The sequence below is a fragment of the Polynucleobacter sp. AP-Nino-20-G2 genome, from assembly GCF_018688235.1.
In the GTDB taxonomy this organism is placed as follows: Bacteria; Pseudomonadota; Gammaproteobacteria; order Burkholderiales; family Burkholderiaceae; genus Polynucleobacter.
The window spans coordinates 326,122-347,030 of sequence record NZ_CP061313.1 but is presented as its reverse complement, the minus strand read 5'-3'; the positions used below and the strand labels follow the sequence as shown (position 1 = coordinate 347,030).

23 protein-coding genes are annotated in these 20,909 nt (G+C 47.1%); 9 read left to right on the top strand and 14 right to left on the bottom strand.

The annotated features are described in order from the left end of the window. Positions 1–23 precede the first annotated feature (23 nt). Positions 24–1,040 (top strand): DNA/RNA non-specific endonuclease, encoded by a 1,017-nt coding sequence (locus FD960_RS01910; protein ID WP_215299468.1) that lies wholly within the window; start codon positions 24–26, stop codon positions 1,038–1,040. Here FD960_RS01910 and FD960_RS01905 read toward each other — a convergent pair whose 3' ends face one another. Further along, positions 1,041–1,283, bottom strand: coding sequence for a DUF3820 family protein (locus tag FD960_RS01905; protein ID WP_215299467.1), 243 nt, complete (start codon positions 1,281–1,283; stop codon positions 1,041–1,043). It abuts the gene before it with no gap. 138 nt (positions 1,284–1,421) lie between these two features. On the opposite strand from FD960_RS01905, the gene FD960_RS01900 reads away from it, so the two are divergent. From FD960_RS01900 to FD960_RS01880, 5 genes are read left to right on the top strand one after another with little or no spacing between them, the layout of a single operon-like run. Continuing rightward, positions 1,422–2,336: a DUF6662 family protein gene (locus FD960_RS01900; protein WP_215299466.1), complete on the top strand. Its 915-nt coding sequence runs from the start codon at positions 1,422–1,424 to the stop codon at positions 2,334–2,336. A gap of 32 nt (positions 2,337–2,368) precedes the next feature. Then, positions 2,369–2,548 carry a hypothetical protein gene (locus FD960_RS01895; protein ID WP_215299465.1) on the top strand — a complete coding sequence of 60 codons (180 nt, stop codon included), beginning with the start codon at positions 2,369–2,371 and terminating at the stop codon, positions 2,546–2,548. A 37-nt stretch (positions 2,549–2,585) separates the two neighbouring features. Continuing rightward, entirely contained in the window at positions 2,586–3,134 is a 549-nt protein-coding gene (locus FD960_RS01890; RefSeq protein ID WP_215299464.1) for an FMN-binding protein, read from the top strand. Beyond that, positions 3,131–3,949, top strand: a complete 819-nt coding sequence (locus FD960_RS01885; RefSeq protein WP_215299463.1) for an FAD:protein FMN transferase — start codon at positions 3,131–3,133, stop codon at positions 3,947–3,949. Before FD960_RS01890 ends, FD960_RS01885 begins: the two co-directional genes overlap by 4 nt. Next, positions 3,946–4,371 (top strand): hypothetical protein, encoded by a 426-nt coding sequence (locus FD960_RS01880; RefSeq protein ID WP_215299462.1) that lies wholly within the window; start codon positions 3,946–3,948, stop codon positions 4,369–4,371. The genes FD960_RS01885 and FD960_RS01880 overlap by 4 nt, the downstream gene beginning before the upstream one ends. 53 nt (positions 4,372–4,424) lie before the next feature. Here FD960_RS01880 and FD960_RS01875 read toward each other — a convergent pair whose 3' ends face one another. The 3 genes from FD960_RS01875 to FD960_RS01865 are packed head-to-tail and all read right to left on the bottom strand — an operon-like array spanning position 4,425 to position 5,878. Continuing rightward, positions 4,425–4,637 (bottom strand): DUF2892 domain-containing protein, encoded by a 213-nt coding sequence (locus FD960_RS01875; protein WP_215299461.1) that lies wholly within the window; start codon positions 4,635–4,637, stop codon positions 4,425–4,427. Positions 4,638–4,673: 36 nt separating this feature from the next. After that, positions 4,674–4,991 carry a metalloregulator ArsR/SmtB family transcription factor gene (locus FD960_RS01870; RefSeq protein WP_215299460.1) on the bottom strand — a complete coding sequence of 106 codons (318 nt, stop codon included), beginning with the start codon at positions 4,989–4,991 and terminating at the stop codon, positions 4,674–4,676. A 14-nt stretch (positions 4,992–5,005) separates the two neighbouring features. Beyond that, positions 5,006–5,878, bottom strand: a complete 873-nt coding sequence (locus tag FD960_RS01865; protein ID WP_215299459.1) for an MBL fold metallo-hydrolase — start codon at positions 5,876–5,878, stop codon at positions 5,006–5,008. A gap of 66 nt (positions 5,879–5,944) precedes the next feature. Between FD960_RS01865 and FD960_RS01860 the strand changes: the two genes are divergently transcribed. Both FD960_RS01860 and FD960_RS01855 read left to right on the top strand, forming a co-directional pair. Next, the gene (locus FD960_RS01860; RefSeq protein WP_215299458.1) at positions 5,945–6,769 is read left to right on the top strand and encodes a sulfite exporter TauE/SafE family protein; all 825 of its coding nucleotides are present in this window, start codon (positions 5,945–5,947) and stop codon (positions 6,767–6,769) included. An 83-nt stretch (positions 6,770–6,852) separates the two neighbouring features. Next, positions 6,853–7,353 (top strand): hypothetical protein, encoded by a 501-nt coding sequence (locus FD960_RS01855; RefSeq protein ID WP_215299457.1) that lies wholly within the window; start codon positions 6,853–6,855, stop codon positions 7,351–7,353. Between the two features lie 49 nt (positions 7,354–7,402). Here FD960_RS01855 and FD960_RS01850 read toward each other — a convergent pair whose 3' ends face one another. From FD960_RS01850 to FD960_RS01825, 6 genes are all read right to left on the bottom strand, one after another. Then, entirely contained in the window at positions 7,403–8,131 is a 729-nt protein-coding gene (locus tag FD960_RS01850; RefSeq protein WP_215299456.1) for an ABC transporter ATP-binding protein, read from the bottom strand. A gap of 31 nt (positions 8,132–8,162) precedes the next feature. Then, a complete protein-coding gene (locus FD960_RS01845; protein WP_371817437.1) occupies positions 8,163–10,094 on the bottom strand; it encodes an ATP-binding cassette domain-containing protein in 1,932 nt (643 codons plus the stop codon). After that, on the bottom strand, positions 10,094–10,972 hold the full coding sequence (locus tag FD960_RS01840) for a branched-chain amino acid ABC transporter permease (protein WP_215299455.1): 879 nt from the start codon (positions 10,970–10,972) through the stop codon (positions 10,094–10,096). The genes FD960_RS01845 and FD960_RS01840 overlap by 1 nt, the downstream gene beginning before the upstream one ends. Before the next feature lie 153 nt (positions 10,973–11,125). Next, on the bottom strand, positions 11,126–12,316 hold the full coding sequence (locus FD960_RS01835; RefSeq protein WP_215299454.1) for an ABC transporter substrate-binding protein: 1,191 nt from the start codon (positions 12,314–12,316) through the stop codon (positions 11,126–11,128). Between the two features lie 146 nt (positions 12,317–12,462). Beyond that, a complete protein-coding gene (locus FD960_RS01830) occupies positions 12,463–13,347 on the bottom strand; it encodes an EamA family transporter (RefSeq protein ID WP_215300545.1) in 885 nt (294 codons plus the stop codon). 37 nt (positions 13,348–13,384) lie between these two features. After that, positions 13,385–15,019 carry a GMC family oxidoreductase gene (locus FD960_RS01825; protein ID WP_215299453.1) on the bottom strand — a complete coding sequence of 545 codons (1,635 nt, stop codon included), beginning with the start codon at positions 15,017–15,019 and terminating at the stop codon, positions 13,385–13,387. A gap of 124 nt (positions 15,020–15,143) precedes the next feature. Here FD960_RS01825 and yjgA point away from each other — a divergent pair, with 124 nt between their 5' ends. Continuing rightward, entirely contained in the window at positions 15,144–15,671 is a 528-nt protein-coding gene (gene yjgA / locus FD960_RS01820) for a ribosome biogenesis factor YjgA (protein WP_215299452.1), read from the top strand. A 10-nt stretch (positions 15,672–15,681) separates the two neighbouring features. Here yjgA and FD960_RS01815 read toward each other — a convergent pair whose 3' ends face one another. The 4 genes from FD960_RS01815 to FD960_RS01800 form a co-directional block, all read right to left on the bottom strand. Beyond that, on the bottom strand, positions 15,682–16,767 hold the full coding sequence (locus tag FD960_RS01815; RefSeq protein WP_251369815.1) for an acyltransferase: 1,086 nt from the start codon (positions 16,765–16,767) through the stop codon (positions 15,682–15,684). 29 nt (positions 16,768–16,796) lie between these two features. Then, entirely contained in the window at positions 16,797–17,384 is a 588-nt protein-coding gene (locus tag FD960_RS01810; RefSeq protein ID WP_215299451.1) for a c-type cytochrome, read from the bottom strand. Further along, a complete protein-coding gene (locus tag FD960_RS01805) occupies positions 17,381–18,613 on the bottom strand; it encodes a sorbosone dehydrogenase family protein (protein WP_251369814.1) in 1,233 nt (410 codons plus the stop codon). The genes FD960_RS01810 and FD960_RS01805 overlap by 4 nt, the downstream gene beginning before the upstream one ends. A gap of 121 nt (positions 18,614–18,734) precedes the next feature. Next, a complete protein-coding gene (locus FD960_RS01800) occupies positions 18,735–20,891 on the bottom strand; it encodes a TonB-dependent receptor (RefSeq protein ID WP_215299450.1) in 2,157 nt (718 codons plus the stop codon). Positions 20,892–20,909: the final 18 nt, after the last annotated feature.

Genomic DNA, 20,909 nt, shown 5'->3' with positions numbered 1-20,909 from the left:
AAGCTCACCTACACTGTCAAACAATGAAATGGATTACAAGACTTCTCCTGCTTCTGGCACTTGGCTTACCGCTTAGCGCGACTGCTGCGTTCGATCAGTGCAAGAGCCTCTTCCCTGAGCAGCAAATCCCCACCAGCCCTCAAGTTGGGCGAGACCTTTGCTTTGATGATTTCGCTATTTATTACTCTCCTATAGATAAGAAGCCCATATATACAGTAGAGAAATTGAACGGCCAGGAACTTCTGGCTCCGCACCCCCGTCGCACTAATCAGTTTTATGAGGAGGCGAGACTACCTTTTCATGAGCGCGCACTGCTTGCCGACTATCGTGGCAGTGGATATGACCGAGGGCATAACGTGCCAGCAGGGGATATGACCCGAGAGCGGGGAATGGCTCAATCCTTTTCACTGGCAAATACGATGCCGCAGGCCAGACAAAACAATCAAGGTCTCTGGGCAAAGCGGGTTGAGGAGCCCACTCGCTTATATGCCAAGAGAGCAGAAGGGGATATTTATATCTTTACCGGCTCAACCGGTAGTTTAGGAAGCATTGGAAGGGGGAGGGTCACGATTCCAGCCCACCTCTTTAAATTAGTCTACGACCCCAATAAAAAAGTGGCGTGGGCCTATTGGGTGGATAACTCTGATGATGCTCAAATGAGTCCCCCGATCTCCTATGCGGAGCTAGTTCAAAAAACAGGGATTAACTTTCATCTACCGCTAGAGAGTGGGAGCACTCCTCCCAAGGACGCAAGCAAGTCCACCTCCTCGCCAAAGCAACTGGTTGGCGGCTGGTACCCCGTCTTCTTTGACCAATACTCACCTAGCAAGGTAGCTGGAATCATTGTCAGCATTCAAGCAGGCAGAGTGGCTAGCGTTCAGATGCAATATGACCGTAATGTGGAGCTGGCACAAAAATTGGCGCAAGAAATAGAAGCGCAGAGCCAGACTAAGGTTGAGCTGATACAAAGCAGCCCACCTGAATCTCTTAATGTAAGTTACGAGCGCAACCGCGTTACGGCTATCGTACGATCAAAATAATTAGCGGCCTTCGCTGCGTTCATGAATCCCATGAGCCCGCTGAATTGGCCCCAATAGACCCCTCAGACCATTGTGATCTAGGGTGTGCATCAACTCCAATAGCTCACCAAGCTCCCCCTTAGGAAAGCCCTCCCTGGCAAACCACGCCAAATAATTACCCGGCAGATCTGCAAGCCGGCGACCAGCATGCTTACCAAAAGGCATCTTCATTAATACGAGCTTTTCTAGGGCTTCCGAGTTCATAGAAGCAAATCTTACAGGCTTCAGCCATACCCCCAACAACAGGGCAAAAGTGGTCATTCTCAATATTGATAATGGTTCTCATTTACTGTATATTGCGAATGATTCTCAATTACTTTTATCAACCAGCCCCACATCACCATGAAAATGACTATTAAACGCATCACCCTCTTTGCCGTCTTCTTGGCCACCGCCCTTCACTTTTCATTCGCCAATGCGGGTGAAGGCGCGTTTGGTTGGATTTACACCTTAGATCTTCAACCCAAGGGTAAGCTTGAATTTGAGCAGCGTTTACAACTCAATAAACAACAAGCCGCGGGTTCCTACAACGCATGGTTCTCACGTTCTGAGCTTGAATACGGCGTGACGAATGACTTCCAACTAGCGGGATACCTCAATGCGTATTACGTCAATGCCAATCAGAACTACACCAACCCGGAGGCATGTGGCGATAGTCCGACATGTACTGGCGGCCAACCAGTTCCTGAGTCGCACAATCCTGCCGCCCCTTATAGAAAAGGTGGCATCGAAGGTGGATCGCTAGAAGCTATTTATCGTATTACCAATCCAGTGACCTCACCAGTTGGAGTTGGCCTCTATTTAGAGCCCACTATTGGTAAAAACAAAAATGAAATTGAAGCTAGGTTGCTACTGCAATCCAACTTCATTGACGATAAGTTAATAGTGGCTGGAAACGTTGTTGCAGCTAATGAGCAATTGAAATTTGTTGGCAATGGCAACGTACCCGAATCTATGCTGGACTTCCTCATTGGAGCGACCTATCGATTTGCACCCAAGTGGTCTGGCGGCGTAGAGGCGCGCTTTCATAATGACTACTCTAGTTACAACCTTCAGAATCAAGTCCAAAAAGCAACTTTCGTCGGCCCTAACTTGCACTACGCAGAGAAAGATTGGTGGGTCACTGGCGCCTGGCGCTATCAGCTTAAAGGTAACACCTGCATGGGTGATGGCACAGCTGAATGTTCCAATGCCCGCGTTTGGGATAGCCATTCTGTCAATGAATTCATTGTCAAAGTCGGATTCCCACTCAACTAAAGAAAGTCTCTTGTAATCACCAAGGAGTAATCATGCAAACACAAAATCTATTAATGGCAGCATTAACCCATCTGATTCAATTTCAGACGACCCATTGCGCGATTGCGAGAGAAAGAGCATTGATGATGTTTGAAGCACTGGCAGAGCTCAAAGAGAGTAGCCCAGAACTTCAAACACTTTGCTGTAAAGCAAGCGATCTCTTAATCGCTTAGCGACTCATTACCTATTTAATCTACAAAATAGAATGCTATGAACTGGAAACCCAACCCCCTACTGATGATTGGCCTTGCTGCGGCATGTGCACCGATTGTTGCGCATGCCAAGATCTACGTATCGACAGATCAAGCCCAGAAAATTCTTTTTCCCAATAAGGCATTAACAAAGAATCCCATCATCATTACTGATGATCTTCAAGATAAGATGCGCTCTGCCTCTAGTATTCGCCACCCATTTCAAGGCGATCGGATTTGGAGGACTGCCGATGGAGGTTGGCTTGTCGTTGATGAGGTGGTCGGCAAGCATGAGATGATTACCTATGCAGTCGCACTCAGCCCTACAGGCAGCATTACCGGAATTGAAATCCTAGAGTACGTCGAGTCTTATGGATATGAAGTGGCTGAAGCGCAATGGCGCAATCAGTTCATTGGTAAAACCGCAGCCGATCCAATCAAGCTCAATCAAGATATTCAGAATATTGGTGGGGCAACCCTCTCCTGTAAACATTTAACTGATGGGGTTAAACGTGTTGCTGTCTTGTATGACTTAGCCCTTAAGCCAGCAGGGCCCAAAGCAAAATGATCCGTTGCAAACCACTTTTAGGCACTTTTGTAGAGATATCTACGGCGGAGGTGGCTAATGCCCCCAAAGCAATTGAGCTCGCATTTTCAGCGATTGAAAAAATACAGAAGCTGATGGCATTTCATCAGGTGGATAGCGAGCTATCCAAGATCAATGCCGGCGCTCATATAGCACCCATCCGTATCGATCCCTGGACCGCTAAAGTACTCACTACTGCCTTGGAAATTTACCAACATTCGGATGGCTTGTTTAATTGCGGCATTGGGCAGCATTTAGTGGCAGCAAAACTTCTGCCCCGGCATCTTAATGATCAAGCGCTTCAATGTGGCGGAATTGAGCATCTGCAGTTTCTTGAGCCCACCCTGATTTATTCGCACTTACCCCTTTGCCTTGATCTGGGTGGCATCGCCAAAGGCTTTGCGGTGGATATGGCGATAGACGCCCTCAAATACGCAGGCATTCCTTCTGGCTCAGTCAATGCCGGTGGAGATATTCGGGTCTTTGGTGAAACGATGCAGGCCATCGAGTTGAGAAACCCAAGCAACCCTCATGAGCTCATCCGGATGGGTGACATGTGTGAAGGTGCGATTGCAACAAGCAGTCTGTATTTTGCAAAACGAGATTCCAATACAAAAAGTTACATGATCGATCCCATCAGCGAAGAGCATATAGACTTTTCGGGATCATATTCAGTCATTGCCAAAGAATGTATGCATGCAGATGCACTAACTAAGGTAGTCAGTATTTCGGGGAATACCCATCATCCATGTCTTCAACTATTTTCAGCACAAGCAATCAGGATTTCACTGCAATGAGTACTCAAAGTCGTTTAGGAAAAATGCCTTCTTGGCAAAGACATTTCGTCTTATTCGGAATGCTCAGCTGCTCCCTGACAGGGGTTGCCTATTTATTGGGCCATGAATTCCATATCCAACGCAGTCTATTAGGCGGCCACTCTGTCCTGGCTTGGCATGGTGTTGCAGCCATGCTAGCAACTATGGCGTTGGGCTCCGCACTCCCATTTCATTTAAAGGCTGGGCTCAAATCTAAAAGGAAGCTTTGGAGCGGCTTGAGTCAGCTGGGATTCCTGCTAACGCTCATTATCTCTGGGGCGCTGTTGTACTACGGACCCGAGGAAATTCATGAGGCGACAGAAATGACGCACTGGATTATTGGCCTAGGATTCTTTGCCATCTTTTTGTTGCATGGCGTGTTCCTCAGAAAGCCAAAACTCTAAAAGAAAAAGGTGTGTCGAGTTTTCTCGGCACACCCAATCGACCTACTACAGCCTTACTTGCAGCAAGAATCCTTGTCGCAAGATGTACCGCAAGAATTGATACCAAGCAATGGGTATGCCGGGCAGAAACGGAAAATTCCGGTAGCTAAAGGAATCACACCGAGCCAGCCCCACCAACCAACAATACCGTTTGCCGCGAGTGCTACGAGCACTACACCAACTACGATCCGTAAAGTACGATCAATACCGCCTACGTTGCATTTCATGTTGAACTCCTTTTAAAAATGTTTAAATAAACACTCTTACTTCTTGCAATAATGCTTGTAGAGCAAAGCCATTACCGCTACCGCCACCTGACTAGCAAGAGAGTAATAAATTTGCTTTCCCTCTCTACGCGTTTTGACAAGTTTTTCCTTACGCAATACTGTTAGCTGCTGCGAGAGGGTTGGCTGATGAATATCCAAAGCCAGCTCTAACTCACTGACACACTTTTCTGCCTGACCTATTTCACATAACAACATCATGCGATCGCGATTGGATAAGACTTTCATCAGTTTGCAAGCCTCGTCCGCCGAAGACTGCATCTTCTTCAATTCTGCTTTGGTAATTATTGAATTCATTTGAGGCAGTCGATTTATAAAGCGTTCAAAGGGATTTTGAGGTACGAGATGCCATTGCCATCAGGCTCAGGAAAGTGTCCAGCTCGAATATTGACCTGTATGGACGGCAGAATTAATGTGGGCATTTCCAGGGTTTTATCCCTCGCCTCTCGCATTTGTACAAACTGCTCTTCAGTTACACCATCATGCACATGAATGTTTTTCAACTTTTCTTCGCCAACTGTCGTCATGCACTGGGCTGACCGGCCATCTGGCGGATAGTCATGACACATATAAAGCTTAGTCTCAACTGGATATGACAATAGCTTCTGAATCGAGCGATAGAGATTCTTTGCATCGCCACCCGGAAAATCGCAACGAGCGGTTCCCACATCCGGTAAAAATAAGGTATCGCCAACAAAGATCGCATCGCCAATTTGGTAAGCCATACAGGCAGGGGTATGTCCAGGTACGTAAATTGCCGTTAGAGATAAATTGCCAAATGCCAATGACTCCCCATCCTTCAGCAGATGGTTAAATTGAGTGCCATCCACCTTAAAGCGTTCGTCTAGATTGAAAACGCCCTTAAAAACACCCTGAACCTGAGTAATGTGATCACCAATCACAATCTTCCCACCCAAATGGCTTTGTAAGTAGGGTGCTGCTGTTAAATGGTCTGCATGGGCGTGGGTTTCTAGAATCCAGTTGACCTTCAATTGATGCGCCTGCACAAAGCCAATCACCTCATCGGCGGATCTTGTCTGAGTTCTGCCTGACTTGGGGTCATAGTTCAGCACTGAATCAATAATGACGCAGGAACTCCCATCCCCCTCATAAACCACATAGGTATAGGTCCAAGTTTCTGGATCGAAAAAGTCTTTAATGACTGTCTGCGATTTTGGGCTCAAAATAGGCTTTCAGGTATGTAGATATTATATATATTTATATACTATATTAATCTAAAATAATTTGCAATGGACTACACAACCCTCATAAGCCCGGCACTTGGAATCCTTGTGGGAGTTCTCATGGGGCTTACTGGGGCTGGGGGCGGTATCCTCAGCGTGCCTTTACTGATCTTCTTTTTGCACCTCTCCATTGCGGAGGCTGCACCCATTGCCCTGTGCGCAGTAGCGCTTGCCTCCAGCATTGGCGCCATACTCGGCCTCAAAAATAAGATATTGCGCTACAAGGCCGCTGGTTTTATGGCGCTCTTTGGTCTTGTGTTTTCACCTATTGGCCTTTGGCTTGCACCGCAGATTCCAAACAATCCCCTGCAAATTCTGTTTGGGATAGTGTTGATATTTGTCGCTACCCGTTTACTGATTCTGGCATATAAAGAAATCAAAGGCATTCCAGAGGGCCTAAGAAAGCCACCACCCTGCCTCATGAACCATGAGATTGGAAAACTCCGCTGGACAGTGCCTTGTGCACGCGCATTGATGTTTGCCGGAAGTATTGCTGGGCTTTTATCCGGTTTATTGGGGGTTGGTGGAGGCTTCATCATCGTGCCAGCCCTAAAGCGCTATACAGACCTTCCGATGAAGTCGATTGTCGCCACCTCCCTCGGAGTTCTCGCCATCGTCACTGGTGGAGGCGCCGTGTTCTCTGCGCTGTCTGGCGGCCTCAATGTGATTGTTGCAGCTCCTTTTTCCTTAGCCGCCCTTGGAGGCTTACTCCTTGGACAAGTGTTTGGGAAAAAATTGAGTGGCCCCAATATTCAGATGATTTTTGCAATTTTCACCTTCATCATTGCTGCTACGCTTCTTGTTAACGCGCTGATCAATTTCACTCTTTAAAAGCCATTTAGCATCACGATATGAAACGCCCTATCATTTCTATTCTTCTGATAATTTGCTTCAGCCTATTCGGAGTCCTGCTGATGTCCACCATCAAACCAAGCACTTTTTTATCAAGCTCAGTGAGCGCCATCTCTGGTACGGTGAGCAATCTCAATAATGAATTACTGGAATATGTGAATCCTGAAAAGCCGACTCACGATCATTCTTCCGTTTACTACAAACGTTTCTTTATCTCGAAATTCAATTTGGATCAACGCGCTATCGAAGCCAAGTTTTCCTCACCAATGACTATTCATGATGGTGATACGGTGGTGGTATCTGGCTATACCAAAGGCGATACCTTTCAGGTACTAGCCTATACGAATAAAACTCAACAAGTCAGCGGTACAGAAAACTGGATTGTGCTGGCCATTGGCGCCCTGTTCTTTTTGGCGGTAGCACTTGGATTGCTTAATTCAGAGCTAGTCATAGAGGGGGCCTGGATCCCAACACTCTTTCTCCTAGGCTTTGTCGGAGTAGCTTTCTATATGGGCCATCGTGCCCTGTTGATTAGAGAGGCAGTCAAACTACTGCAACAATAGAAAAAGCCCTCAAATGAGGGCTTTTTTAACAACAGTTCAGACTGATTGCTTAGTGGCCACCTGCACCACCCAAGTAAGCAGCCTTCACCGCTGGATCATGCATCAACTTATCGGCTGGTCCATGAGTCGCAATTTTGCCGTTCTCGAGAACGTAACCATAGTCAGCCACATTCAAAGCTGCAGCAGCAAACTGCTCAACCAACAACATTGTCACGCCCTGAGATTTGAGATTAGAAATAATCTTAAATACTTCCTCAACCAAAATTGGCGCAAGACCCATGGATGGCTCATCCAAGAGGATGATTTCTGGGTTGAGCATCACCGCGCGTGCCATTGCTAGCATTTGCTGCTCACCACCCGATAAAGTTCCAGCCAACTGATTACGACGCTCTTTCAAGCGTGGGAACATTTCAAGTGCACGCTCTAAATCGTTCTTGATATCGCCCTTTGGACGGCTTCCAGTAAAGCGTGGGAAAGCACCCAACAACAAGTTATCAGTCACGGACATTGTCGTGAACACACGACGACCTTCGGGGCTGTGAGCTAAACCTAAGCGGGCGATTTTATGAGAGTCGTAACCATCAATTTTTTCACCACCCAAAGTCACTTCACCAGCGCTGGGTTTAATCATGCCAGTGATAGCACGCATGGTTGTAGTTTTACCTGCGCCGTTAGAGCCAATCAAAGTAATCACTTGCCCTTTAGGCACATCAATATTGATGCCGTGCAACACTTTTACTTTGCCGTAGCCTGCTTCAAGATTCTTAATAGATAACATGGTATTTACCGATTCAATATGGTTCTAGTGATTAAGTACCCAAGTAGGCATGAATCACCTTCTCGTCTGCCTGAACTTCAGCTGGCTTACCTTCTGCAATCTTTTGGCCGAAGTCCAATACAGAAACGGTATCGCAGACTGACATCACCACATCCATGTGATGTTCAATCAAGATAAAGGTAATACCGCTATCGCGGATCTTACGAATAATGCGCAGAAGCTCTTTAATGTCTGGTGCAGTCAAACCAGCGGCTGGCTCATCCAACAAGAGCAATTCTGGGTCGAGGGCCAAGGCACGAGCGATTTCCAATAAACGCTGCTTACCGTAAGGCAAGTTACGCGCCTCTTCATTCGCTAAATCATCCAAACCAACAAACTTGAGTAGCGCCATTGCGCGAGCGTGCGCTTCAGCTTCTTCCTTCTTGTAACGCGGAAGATGCAAAGCGATCTCAACCATATTGGATTTAAAGGTGTGATGCAAACCAACCAAAATATTTTGGATGGCTGTCATTTCACCAAAGAGTTGCACGTTTTGGAAAGTACGGGCGATACCGGAAAGCGCGATATCGGAAGAGGTGCGACCGACAACGCTCTGACCAGCATACAAAACGTTACCGGCTGTTGGTACATAAATACCTGTCAACACGTTCATCATCGTGCTCTTACCGGAACCGTTAGGACCGATCAAGCCATGAATTGTGCCGCGCTTAATGCTGAGGTTAACGTTATTGAGGGCTTTTAAGCCACCAAACTGCATCAATACAGAATCGACCTTCAAGAGCTCTGCACCAGTATTTTGATTGGTAACAGCGCTAATAAAGCTGACAGAATCATCCACCGCCTCAACAGCATCGCCGCGAGTAGTTTTGGTTTTGCCAACGATCGATTGGTAGAAGCTCTTTGCGAAACCAACGATACCGTTTTGCAAGTAGTACACCACCAACAAAATCATGAAGCCGAAAATACTCAAGCGCCAGTCAGCAATATTGTCCAACCAGAATGAGAATGCTGCCAAGCCGATCACACCAGCTAAAGGTACTGCAACACGTCTTGGGGTGGTAACTTTCTTAGACAGGGCCATCGCTGCGCCAACCGCAACTACGATTGCAATCACAGATGCAACGATGCGGAACAAGTTAATGTCATCCAAGAGTTTTGGCAACAACACAATAATCGCTGCACCAATCACCGCCCCCAAACGTGACTTGCGGCCACCCATAATGATGCCGAGCAAAAATAGAACGGCTAATTCATTGTTATAGGTATTTGGTGAGATGTACTGCTCAGAGTATGCATATAAACAGCCAGCCAAACCAGCAAAGCCAGCACTAATCACAAACGCAATCACTTTAAAGCGATATACAGAAACACCCATACAGTCGCAAGCGATTGGGGAATCACGTAAAGCCTCGAAGGCGCGACCCATTTGTGACTTTACAAAACGATCCACCACAATCAAGGCAAGGATCAAAATGACCGATACCAACCAGAAATACTCAGCCTTTGTCATCGGTACGCCCATGAGCTCTGGCTTAGGAATCTTGATGCCCAATGGGCCCTCAGTCAACCATGTCATTTCGTTAATCAAAATCTGCGCGATCGTACCGAATGCCAATGTCACCATCGCCAAATAAGGTCCGACAACCTTGAGCGCTGGGAGTGCCAAGATACCGCCAAAGAACGCTGTTACTAAAACAGAAGAGGGGATAGTGACCCAGATTGGCAGACCAAAGTGGAAGTACAGAACACCTGCTGTATATGAGCCAATACCAAACAGGGCAGCGTGCCCCAAAGACACTTGACCCACATAACCGACCACAATATCCAAACCAAACAAGAGAATGGTGTAGATCAGAATGGTTTCAGCTAAGTGAATGTAATAAGGATTGTGAACGAACAAAGGCAAACACAGCAGACCCAGGATCGCAATTAATAGAGGTAATGGAGACTTCAATTTCATCATTAAACTTTCTTAATTGCAGATTTACCGAAGAGGCCAGATGGTTTGTATGCAAGAACTAGCAAGAGCAAGATCAAACCTGGAACATCTTTATAGCCAGTAGAGACATAGAAACCAGTTGCAGTTTCAACAATGCCCAAAATCAAGCCACCAACGATGATTCCCATACCGCTTGAAAGGCCACCAATAATCGCGACCGCAAAAGCCTTCAGGCCCAAAGCACCGCCCATGGTCGCGCCAGTCAATGTCAACGGTGCAATCAATACACCAGCAAACGCCGCAGTCAATGAAGACAAGGCATAAGAAAAGGTAATCACCATGCTGGTGTTAATACCCATCAGACCAGCAGCATCACGATCGTTTGCTGTAGCAACTACTGCTTTACCGTAAATGGTTTTACGGTTAAAGAACTCTACCAACAACATCATGACCAAAGCGCCAACCACTACCAAGATTTCCATTGGCAAAATGTTCGCGCCCAAGAAACTCATTGGCTCCATTGGCAAAGGTGATGGGAATGGCAATGCATCACGTCCCCAGATATTCTCTGCGACGTTTTTGAAAATAATACCGAGCGCGATGGTAGACATAATCCAACCAAACTCAGATTTAATTTTGATAGCTGGTCGTACACCAATAAGCTCAACAAAACCGCCCTGGAGCATTCCGAACAAACAAACCACCGGAATCATCACCCAGTAATTCATGCCGAATGTATCCACGCAAGTTAAACCGACTAAGGCGCCCAACATCAAGGCCTCGCCTTGACCGAAGTTCAATGTGCCTGAAGTGGCGAAAGTGAGCTGAAAGCCGAAAGCAATGACCGCATAGATCATGCCTACCGCTATACCGCTCGAGAGGATTTGTGCAAACATTTCCATTGTGTAGACCCAAAAAATCTAAAAACTGTTTTATTAACGAATTCGACATTGTAAGCAAAACGCCGCTTTGTGGGCGGCGTTTTGCTATTTCACAAACTTAATGTTGCAGTGCAGAATAAAAACCAGATTCTAGCTGCAAGTTAGGCAGATAAATTACTTCTTCTTAGCGCCTTTTGTAGCGTCTTCAGCATTCAAGAACTCTACGCGGCCATTCTCAACCACGCCCATTACAACGTCGTTCGCGGTAATCGCTTCGTGGTCAGTCTTGCTAAATGGCTTGTTGTAAGTCATCACAACGCCATCTACTGGAGCACTCAGATTTTCCAAAGCTGCCAAAATTTTTGGTCCGTCTGTGTTGCCAGCTTGCTTAATAGCAGCAGCCAACAAATAAACAGAGTCGTAACCTTGAGCAGCTGAAACTGGAGAAGCGATTACACCGTTCTTTGGCTTGAAGTCTTTGAGGTAAGCATCAACGAAAGCTTTACGCTTTGGAGTTGTAGCAGGCTGTTGAATGAAAGTCTCTGGCATTGTGGCGCCGTTACCGTTCTTACCGGCTGTATCAATGAAGCTAGCCATGGACAATGTCCAGCTACCAATCATTGGCTTTTTCCAGCCCAATTTAGCCATACCGTTAGCAATTTGTGCCAACTCAGGTCCAATTGCGTAAGTCAAAATAACTTCTGCGCCAGCATTCTTCGCCTTGAGCAACTGGGATGTCATATCAACGTCGCCAATATTGAACTTCTCAGTAGCTACTGGAGTGACGCCATATTTCTTGAGGGCCTTTTCCAAGTCCTCACGACCCAATTGGCCGTAGTTTGTTGAGTCAGCCAAAATCGCCACCTTCTTGAGGCCACGCTTTTCTACTGCCTCTTTAGCGATCATTGGCGCTTGAATTTCATCAGCCGCAGAAGTACGGAATACATAGTTTTCCGCTGCGTTTGGAAATTGATGAGTAATCAAAGTACCAGTAGCCACGTTGTTAATCACTGGAATCTTTGCATCTTGGAAAAAGCGTTGTGATGCCAAGGCAACACCAGTATTGATGTAACCGAGGGCTGCAGCAACCTTCTCGTTGTTAATTAATTCTTGAGCGATTTGTACGCCACGTTCGTTTTTAGCTTCGTCATCGCGCTCAACTAAAACAATTTTATTGCCGTTGATACCGCCAGCGGCATTGATTTCTTTAGCTGCTAAACGCACGCCATCACGCATGCTCACGCCCATTGAAGAAGAGCCGCCTGTGTAAGGACCAATAACACCAACTTTGATATCGGCAGCGTATGCGCCGGTTGAAAGCATTGCAGCTGTCGCAACTGCAAAAATGTGACGACGAATATTCATAAAGTCTCCATGACTAAAAATGCTAATTAAATAAATACTTTTTTGGGTCAAACCTAAAACGAATAGTCATCTTACTGTTAATGCAGGGGCAAAAAAAGAGGTTTGTATTAGGGTTTTACATTAGCCCCGAGAGATAAAGCGATGCGCTAAAAATACTGACGCGCCCGCTCTCGCAAGCTTGGCCAGAACAGGTTCACGACTAAGCCGGCAATAACCAATCCGGCTGCCATGATTTTCCAAATCGGCAAAGACTCGCCCAAGAAAAAGGCAGATGCCCCCATGCCGAAAATGGGTACTAATAGCGGGGCTGGCGCAACCACTGCAGCCGGGTGCTTGGAAAGCAACCAGGCCCATGCTGAATAACCAAAAATCGTATTACCCCAAGACTGCCAAAGCACCCCAGCCCAGGCACCCATTGGGGCAGAGCCAATGGAGTGACTCATATGAGACCAGCCACCCTCGAAAAGGAAGGAGATCGCAAACAGTGGCGGGATAGCAAAAGCGCTAGCCCAAACCACATAAGAAAGCATATTTACTGCCCCGGCACGGCGGCTTGCAGTATTGGCCACACCCCAAGAAAAGCCCGTAAATACCACCAAAGCCAAACCTAAGAAGGTGGTTGTCGCATCTGTGTGCAGCGCAATAATTCCCAGGCCAGTCATAGCCACCAACACAGCTACTGCCTGATAGCGCTTCAAGCCCTCTTTGGCAAAGAACATCGCAAAGCCAATAGTGAAAAATACCTGCGTCTGAATGACCAGCGAGGCCAAGCCAGGAGAAATTCGACCGTCAATAGCGTAATACAAGACTCCGAACTGCCCCACGCCTACAGCTAAGCCATAAATACAGAGATTGACCCAGGACGTCTTTGGCCTTGGAAGAAAACAGGCTAAGGGCAAGAACGCAAAGGTATACCGCAGTGCAGCAAAAAGAAATGGGGGAAAGCTCGCTAAGGAAAGCTTGATCACTACAAAGTTGGTGCCCCATACCGCCACGATGGCCAAAGCCAAGAGTAAATGGCTGGCCGGCAGCTGGCCATGGGATTGCTTGGCCTGGTGAGTATGTGGACTATTCACCAGCGAGCAATTCAGCAGCGCGTTGCGCAATCATCATGGTGGGTGCCGCAGTATTGCCAGAAGTAATGGTTGGCATGGCGGATGCATCCACGACACGCAAATGCCCGATTCCTCTCACGCGCAATTGAGAATCGAGGACAGCCATCGGATCACCATCGCGTCCCATTTTGCAAGTACCTACCGGATGAAAAATGGTCGTACCAATATCACCGGCCGCCTTGATGAGCTCTTCATTGCTTTGATATTGCTTACCGGGTTTGTATTCATCGGGCGCATAAGGCTTGAGAGCTGGACTCTCCACAATCTTGCGCGTTAAGCGTAATGAATCCGCCGCAACCTTGCGATCTTCGTCGGTCGATAAATAGTTTGGTGCAATGACTGGGGGCGCTTCTGGATCGATCGAGCTGATATGAATACTACCGCGAGAGGTTGGACGTAAATTACAAACGCTGGCAGTAAACGCATTAAAGGAATGCAAATCCTCTCCAAACTTTTCTAGGGAGAGTGGCTGCACGTGGTACTCCACATTGGCTGATGGTTGATCTGGCGAGCTATACGCAAACGCACCCAACTGGGATGGCGCCATCGACATCGGTCCAGAGCGCTTGAATACATACTCCATACCAATGAGTAATTTTCCCAATAGTGAATTCGCTTTGGTGTTGAGAGTTTTAATGCCATTGACTTTATAGATCATGCGCAATTGCAAATGGTCTTGTAAGTTCTCGCCCACGCCTGGCAAGTCAGCCATTACCGGAACACCCAACTTATTCAGATGTGCGGCAGCACCAATACCCGAGCGCTCCAGAATTTGCACACTACCAATCGCACCCGCACTTAAGATGACTTCGCCTCGATTAGCGACATTGCAATGCACTTCTAAAGTCTTGCCATTCTGAATGTATTGAACGCCGTAACAATCTTTTGTTGCGGGATCAATCAAGAGCTTATTGACGACCGCTTCAGTCAATACGGTGAGATTGGGCCGCTTGATAGCATCTCGTAAAAATGCTTTGGAAGTATTCAAGCGCCAACCTTTGCGCTGACTCACATCGAAGTAGCCCACACCAAAGTTGTCGCCTTGATTAAAGTCATCGCTCGCCGGAATGCCGGCCTCTACTGCCGCCTTTTTAAAAACATCCATGATGGGCCAGCGCAAACGCTGCTTAGATACCGTCCACTCACCGCCCTTGCCGTGCCATTCACTGGGAGCGCCGTGATAATCCTCAAACGACTTATAGCGCTTTAAGGCATTTTTCCAAGACCAAGACTCATCACCTGTTGCCGCAACCCATGAGGCGTAATCCCCCTCTTGGCCGCGCATATAAATCATTCCATTAATAGAGGAGCAGCCGCCCAACACTCTGCCGCGGGGATAGAGCAAAGATCTACCATTGAGACCCTTCTCGCTAGCCGTCTTAAAACGCCAATCTGCCCGAGGGTTATCAATACAGTAGAGATAGCCAACGGGAACATGAATCCAGATGTAATTGTCTTTCTTGCCAGCCTCAATTAACAGAACGCGCTTAGCGGGATTCTCGGTCAGACGCTTTGCCAGCATGCACCCTGCACTGCCGGCGCCGATGATGATGTAGTCGTAGGTGTTTGCTGAAGTCGCTAGGGTCATATCTCAGTTATCTAGATGCGGTTTTCAATGTGGGCTCTCAATCTCTATTATTTACCAACTTGTCCTTTAGCAATGAATCCTGGAAATTGGCTCAAATGACGCAATACCCGTCTAAAATGACCTCATGCACGTCAATGAAAAGAACCGCACCCCCAAGAAAGAAGATCTTGACGAGGGACCAAGCAAATCCGAGCTAAAGCGCCAGATGACCGAGCGCCAGAAATTGGCAGAGGTTTTGGCGGCGCTCAGTAGCGATGCTCTCAAGACCATTCCATTGGATGAAGCCATCAAAGCCGCTATTGCGGAAACTAACAAAATCAAAAGCTTCGAAGCGATTCGTCGCCACAAGCAATATCTTGGCAAACTCATGCGCTTCTTAGATGAAGAAGAGTTAGATGCGATTCAGAAGCGTTTAGATGCCATTCAGGGTGTCAGTAAAGCAGAGACTGCGAAACTCCATCATCTCGAGTCTTATCGCGATCGCTTAATTGCGAATGACGATGCATTTACCAAATTGATTGAACAGTATCCGGATATGGATATTCAGAATATGCGCACACTTATTCGTAATGCGCGTAAAGAAAAAGAAACCAACAAACCGCCTAAAGCGTATCGCGAGATCTTTCGCGTACTCAAGGATATGGGTATTTAATTCCCAAGCTTTAAATCTTGAGCTTGGCCGAGGGAACTTCTACCCAGCGGTATAGATAATTTGCCGCAATCCCACTGCTCAGAACCACTCCCAGCATTAAGCCAAGCGCGATCGCACCATTCTCATGATTGTGTAAGCCAGTAGCGATGTAAATCGCATTAGCTAGCAAGATAAAAGCAAAGTGAATCAGGAAGGCGCAGTAAGAGCGCTGACTAGTCCACTTAATAGCGCGCAGTAGAGCCACCTTCAGCTCTGAACTTGCCCCATTGATAGAGGGATAGTGGGTATTGCCTGCGATCAGCAACAGTAGAGCAACAAACCACGCTAAGAAATTACGCAACCAAATTTGGTGAAATGAAGACGCCACAATAATCACGCCAATCAGCATCAGTGCCAACTTTGCAAATCCTTGGATTTTCTTATCCGCAAAGTTCTTAGCCAGATAAGCTAATACGCCCAAGCCATAAGAGCCAATGAAGTAAATGAAATAAGCCTCATATTCACTAGAGCGATTGAAGTAGAGCAAAGAACTTACCGCAGTAATCCCAATCAACCAAATCAATGCTTGATAAGACGAGAAAGAAATCAACAACACTGCGAGGACGGAGTAAAGCTGCCAATCAATTGCCACATACCAAGCTCCCGCTGAAATAGAATCTAATCCCAAAATGCCTTGCAGAAAAAATAAGTGGGCAATAAATTGACTCAGAGTCTCGGTCTCGCCAACGAATTCATCGTTGACCCAAAAGCGCGCAAGCCAAGCGCAGGCGATAGTAAAGAGCAGTGCCGCAATATACGGCGCAAATAAACGTAAATAACGATTAATGATGACCCGTAATAATTGCCGAATGCTGAACTTCGCATTGGCGAAACGTGTGAGAGATTGGCAAGCTAAATATCCCGCCATCACCAAGAAGATTTGCACCGCGTAACGGCCATACTCAAACAGCCAAGTCATGAGCCCCGGCAAGACTGTCCTCGCATCCACCGCCACCTGCCCATAGCTGGAGAGATGATGGAGGATGATCAGGAGTGCTGCAAAGACCTTGAGGAAATCTATGAGTAGATTACTGTTTTTTATGGAGCTAACTTGCAAAGGCTTGACGATTCAAAGAGGTAAGGACCTTAGTTTAGCGAAGCGGCATAAGCTGCTAGAGCTTCAATGTCTTCATCACTCAAGCCACGCGCCGCACTCCCCATGGTGCCATCCATATCGATACGTGCACCGGAGCGAATGTTCTTTAGTTGAGTAATGAGATATTCAGGAGACTGTCCCGCCAATCGAGCGATATGCTTTTGCCCCTGAAACTGCGCTCCATGACAAGAGTTGCAATATTGAGCGCTTGCAATCTGCTGCCCCTTTGCAATCTTCTCAGAGTTACCCGACTTCGAAAGAGGTGCTGGCAACGCTGAATAGTAGGCGGCAATATCCCGCATATCCTGATCCGTCAGAGCCCCCGCCAAAATCTCCATTGCACCACCCTTGCGCTGCTGCCCACGAAATTGAATGAGCTGATAGGTAATTGATAAAGATGGCTGAGCAGCCAAATTAGGAATATCAGCAGAGACAGAAATTCCAGATTCACCGTGACACGCAAAACAGGTTTGGGCCTTTGCTTTTCCAGCGGCAGCATCCGGTGGAGCGGCATTTGCTAGGCCTGCCATGAAAAAGGCCACCACAAGGGTGGCCTTAGCACTAATAGTCAACTTCATTTGGCGTAAGAAACGCGGAAGATCGCGCCAGTCTCATCATCAGAAACCAACATAGAACCATCCTTCAACATTTGCACATCTACTGGACGCCCCCAGAACTTGTCACCGTCCAACCAACCAGTGATAAAGGGCTCTGATTTGACTACCTTATTTTTAGAGTCCAACACTACGCGTACCACTTGATATCCAACGCGTTGGGTTTTATTCCAAGAGCCATGCTCTGCAATAAAGATATTGCCTTTGTATTCAGGGGGAAATTGCTTGCCATTATAAAAACGCATACCCAAAGCCGCTACGTGCGCACCTAAGTTATAGACTGGCTTATCAAACTCATCGCATGAACGGCCTTTACCAAACTCAGGATCCAAGAAGTCGCCTTGATGGCAATGAGGGTAACCAAAGTTCATACCCTTAGGTCGCACCAAGCGATTCAATGTATCGCCAGGCTTATCTTCAGCAACCCAATCGCGGCCATTGTTGGTGAACCAAAGTTCCTTGCTACCAGGTTGGAAATCCATACCAACGCTATTACGAACACCAGTAGCTACAGTTTCCAAGATGTTAGTCTTCAAGTTCAGACGAACAATCGTTGCGTGGGTTGATGGTGGAACTACGATATTGGCTGGCGTGCCAATTTGGAAATACAGATATTGGCCGTCAGGACTCAATTTCATGAACTTCCAGCCATGAGGCTCATCCTTAGGAAGGGCATCAAACACAACTACTGGTGCAGGTGGATTATCTAAATTCTGCTCAATATTGTCGTAACGAATGATGCGTGACAACTCGGCCACATACAGTGAGCCATTTGCAAAAGCCACGCCGTTTGGACGATGCAATCCTTTGGCAATAGTCTTGACTTCGCGCTTGCCATCCTTTGTTACAACCGCATACACATTTCCAGTAAAGCGAGTACCTACAAATACTGTGCCGTTTGCGGATTCGGTCATAGAACGGCCATTTGGCATACCAGATGCCCACAGCTCAACCTTGAATCCTGCTGGCACCTTCAATTTATTGACTGGAATCTCATCGGCTGGCATTGCGGAAATACCAGGAGGGTTAGGTGCCAAAGATGGATTCATACCATCTGCTGTGCGGCCCTGAGCCCAAGTTGGCGGAATGCCGCTAGCTGGAGCGGCGGCAGGTGCTGGTGCCTGTGCCACTGCGAGAGTTGCAGCGGCCATGCCAGCTGCAAACATCAGAGAATGGATTGTCTTAAGTTGCATTACAAATCTCCTGTAGATTTTTTGTATATTTTTGTAATTTCTTGATTACTTACGCAATGCTATAGCATTTTGATAAATGCATTCTAAATAGCCCGTCTTACTGCAGCGCACAAATTGACACTTAAAAATTCATTCGGGCGCCTACGGTAATTGCCTGCGGCATGCCGGACTGATAAGCCGAAGCTTGAGAGGCGATATTAAAGGTGACGTACTGACGATTGAGCAAATTCACTACCGCAGCAAAAATAGACGCCTGTGGAGTCACCTGGTAATTCGCCTTTAAGCCAATTACTGCATAGGCTGGCACCGGCAAGGAGCCGGTAGACATCCAAGAATTACCCACATACCGAACTGTTCCCGTAAGACTAGCTTGTGGCACTGGATAGTAAGTTAGGCCTGCGTTTGCCATATTCTTAGGAACACCCCCAACCTGGGTGTTGATTGGATCGCTAGTGGCACTCCAAGTGAGCACTGTGCGTGTATAGCTATAACCGGCATCTATACCCCAATGCGGATTGAGATCGTGGTGATATTGCAGCTCTAAACCACGACTCAATAAATTTTGCTGATTGGTGTAGTAGTTGACATTGGTGTAGCCACTGCCGCTCACATTCGATACGCATCCGGAAATTCCTGAGGCGCTGCATAAGCTATTCGCAAATGCGGAATTAGCAGAGGTAATTTTGTAACTAGTGATGGCGTTATTAATGTAATTGTTAAATGCAGTGAATTGCGCAAATCCACTTTTCCACCGATAGTCAGCACCAATCTCATAGCCCGTCATTGTTTCCGGCGTTAAGTTGGGGTTGGCCAGATACCAACCGCCTACCGAGGACCCATAACTACGTAGAGTGTTGTTCATGCTGGGAGCATGAAAAGCTTGATATACAGCGCTGCGCAAATCCCAATCCGCCGTCGCCTTATATACGAGACCCAAGGAAGGGCTGAGTTGAGTCTTACTCTTATTAGGCACCCCTTGATAAGTTGGGGCAGCCCCACTGTTAGCGTTGTAGTACGTCGGTGTCTGACTCGTCCACGAATCCACCCGGGCACCTAAAGTTGCCTCAATCGGAATGGCAGAAGCTCTCGATTTCAACTGCCCTAACAAGCCATAGAAATTTTGTTGTCCTTGAGCATAGTTGACCGAATTCACGACGCCACTTGCCGCCAGATTATTGGTTTGATTAGATGCAGAGATATTGCGCGCATCTACCCCAACAATGTACTGATCAATACCGGCAACATCGACATCATGCGTGTATTGAGCAGATGCGCCTAGTGTGGAATAAGGGTCGGTGTAGTTAGCGTTGATATAGGGTTTATATGGCGCCACCGTTAAATTATTGGCGGTCTGTTTATAAAAATTAGTCGCCTGGTAGTAGGCATTCACTTGTACTTTTTTATTGGTATCGAGCTGCGTAGTAGATCCACTAGCAACATCAGTGGTTTGTATTAAGTTGGGGGCAATCGCATAGTTATTGCTGAGATCGGCCATCGTGCTATAGCCCAAGCGCAAAAATCCATTGGTATCTTGGCTTGGCTTGAAATAATTCTGAAGCCGCACATTGGAATTTTTGACAGCATCTGTACCCATGCCATTTTTGATATTGCTGGGCGAGCCTGGAGAGATTGTCGCGTAATTCTGGAATCCCTCACTCGAGAAATAGTCCGCAGAAAAACGCATTTGCATCCCGTCTGAAACAATCAAATCTTTAGAGGCTGATACATTCCCAGTGGCAAATGATCCATAGCTAGCAGTCACATCTTGAGAGCTATTCTTTGGCGTCTTGGTATTGATGTTGATCACACCACCCATACCGTAGTTCCCCCACAGGCTTGAAACACCGCCACGCACAAACTCTACAGACTCAATCGAGGACATGGGCACTAGATTCCACTGCACCGTCCCATAAAAAGCATCATTTGCAGGCAAGCCATCGATTAATACTAGAGTGCGTCCGTAACCTAGGCCGCGCACGTTAATACTTTGACCTGTAGGGTCCTTTTGGTAATACGGCACATCATTCAAAAATACGCCGGGGACATTCTTGAGGACTTGATCAATCGTTTGATCGGGAGCAATCTCAAGCGTCTCTTTGGTCAAGATGGTCGTATTGAGCGGCATCTGATCCAAGGGAGTGCCCGAACGAGTGGCATTGACAACCACATCGCTTAGGCGCTGATCGTAATTTGGCGGAGGCGCAATCTGAGCCCAAGCCACAGCAACTGGGGCGATGAACAGGGTAGCCAATGGCTTTGGAGTAAACCTATACTTCAACGCTGCGTCCTCTGCCTA

Excerpts from the sequence above, each read along its gene's own strand:
- FD960_RS01910 (WP_215299468.1), top strand. The coding sequence starts at position 24 with ATGAAATGGATTACAAGACTTCTCCTGCTTCTGGCACTTGGCTTACCG.
- FD960_RS01905 (WP_215299467.1), bottom strand. The coding sequence starts at position 1,283 with ATGAACTCGGAAGCCCTAGAAAAGCTCGTATTAATGAAGATGCCTTTT.
- FD960_RS01900 (WP_215299466.1), top strand. The coding sequence starts at position 1,422 with ATGAAAATGACTATTAAACGCATCACCCTCTTTGCCGTCTTCTTGGCC.
- FD960_RS01895 (WP_215299465.1), top strand. The coding sequence starts at position 2,369 with ATGCAAACACAAAATCTATTAATGGCAGCATTAACCCATCTGATTCAA.
- FD960_RS01890 (WP_215299464.1), top strand. The coding sequence starts at position 2,586 with ATGAACTGGAAACCCAACCCCCTACTGATGATTGGCCTTGCTGCGGCA.
- FD960_RS01885 (WP_215299463.1), top strand. The coding sequence starts at position 3,131 with ATGATCCGTTGCAAACCACTTTTAGGCACTTTTGTAGAGATATCTACG.
- FD960_RS01880 (WP_215299462.1), top strand. The coding sequence starts at position 3,946 with ATGAGTACTCAAAGTCGTTTAGGAAAAATGCCTTCTTGGCAAAGACAT.
- FD960_RS01875 (WP_215299461.1), bottom strand. The coding sequence starts at position 4,637 with ATGAAATGCAACGTAGGCGGTATTGATCGTACTTTACGGATCGTAGTT.
- FD960_RS01870 (WP_215299460.1), bottom strand. The coding sequence starts at position 4,991 with ATGAATTCAATAATTACCAAAGCAGAATTGAAGAAGATGCAGTCTTCG.
- FD960_RS01860 (WP_215299458.1), top strand. The coding sequence starts at position 5,945 with ATGGACTACACAACCCTCATAAGCCCGGCACTTGGAATCCTTGTGGGA.
- FD960_RS01855 (WP_215299457.1), top strand. The coding sequence starts at position 6,853 with ATGTCCACCATCAAACCAAGCACTTTTTTATCAAGCTCAGTGAGCGCC.
- FD960_RS01850 (WP_215299456.1), bottom strand. The coding sequence starts at position 8,131 with ATGTTATCTATTAAGAATCTTGAAGCAGGCTACGGCAAAGTAAAAGTG.
- FD960_RS01845 (WP_371817437.1), bottom strand. The coding sequence starts at position 10,094 with ATGATGAAATTGAAGTCTCCATTACCTCTATTAATTGCGATCCTGGGT.
- FD960_RS01840 (WP_215299455.1), bottom strand. The coding sequence starts at position 10,972 with ATGGAAATGTTTGCACAAATCCTCTCGAGCGGTATAGCGGTAGGCATG.
- FD960_RS01835 (WP_215299454.1), bottom strand. The coding sequence starts at position 12,316 with ATGAATATTCGTCGTCACATTTTTGCAGTTGCGACAGCTGCAATGCTT.
- FD960_RS01825 (WP_215299453.1), bottom strand. The coding sequence starts at position 15,019 with ATGACCCTAGCGACTTCAGCAAACACCTACGACTACATCATCATCGGC.
- yjgA (WP_215299452.1), top strand. The coding sequence starts at position 15,144 with ATGCACGTCAATGAAAAGAACCGCACCCCCAAGAAAGAAGATCTTGAC.
- FD960_RS01810 (WP_215299451.1), bottom strand. The coding sequence starts at position 17,384 with ATGAAGTTGACTATTAGTGCTAAGGCCACCCTTGTGGTGGCCTTTTTC.
- FD960_RS01805 (WP_251369814.1), bottom strand. The coding sequence starts at position 18,613 with ATGCAACTTAAGACAATCCATTCTCTGATGTTTGCAGCTGGCATGGCC.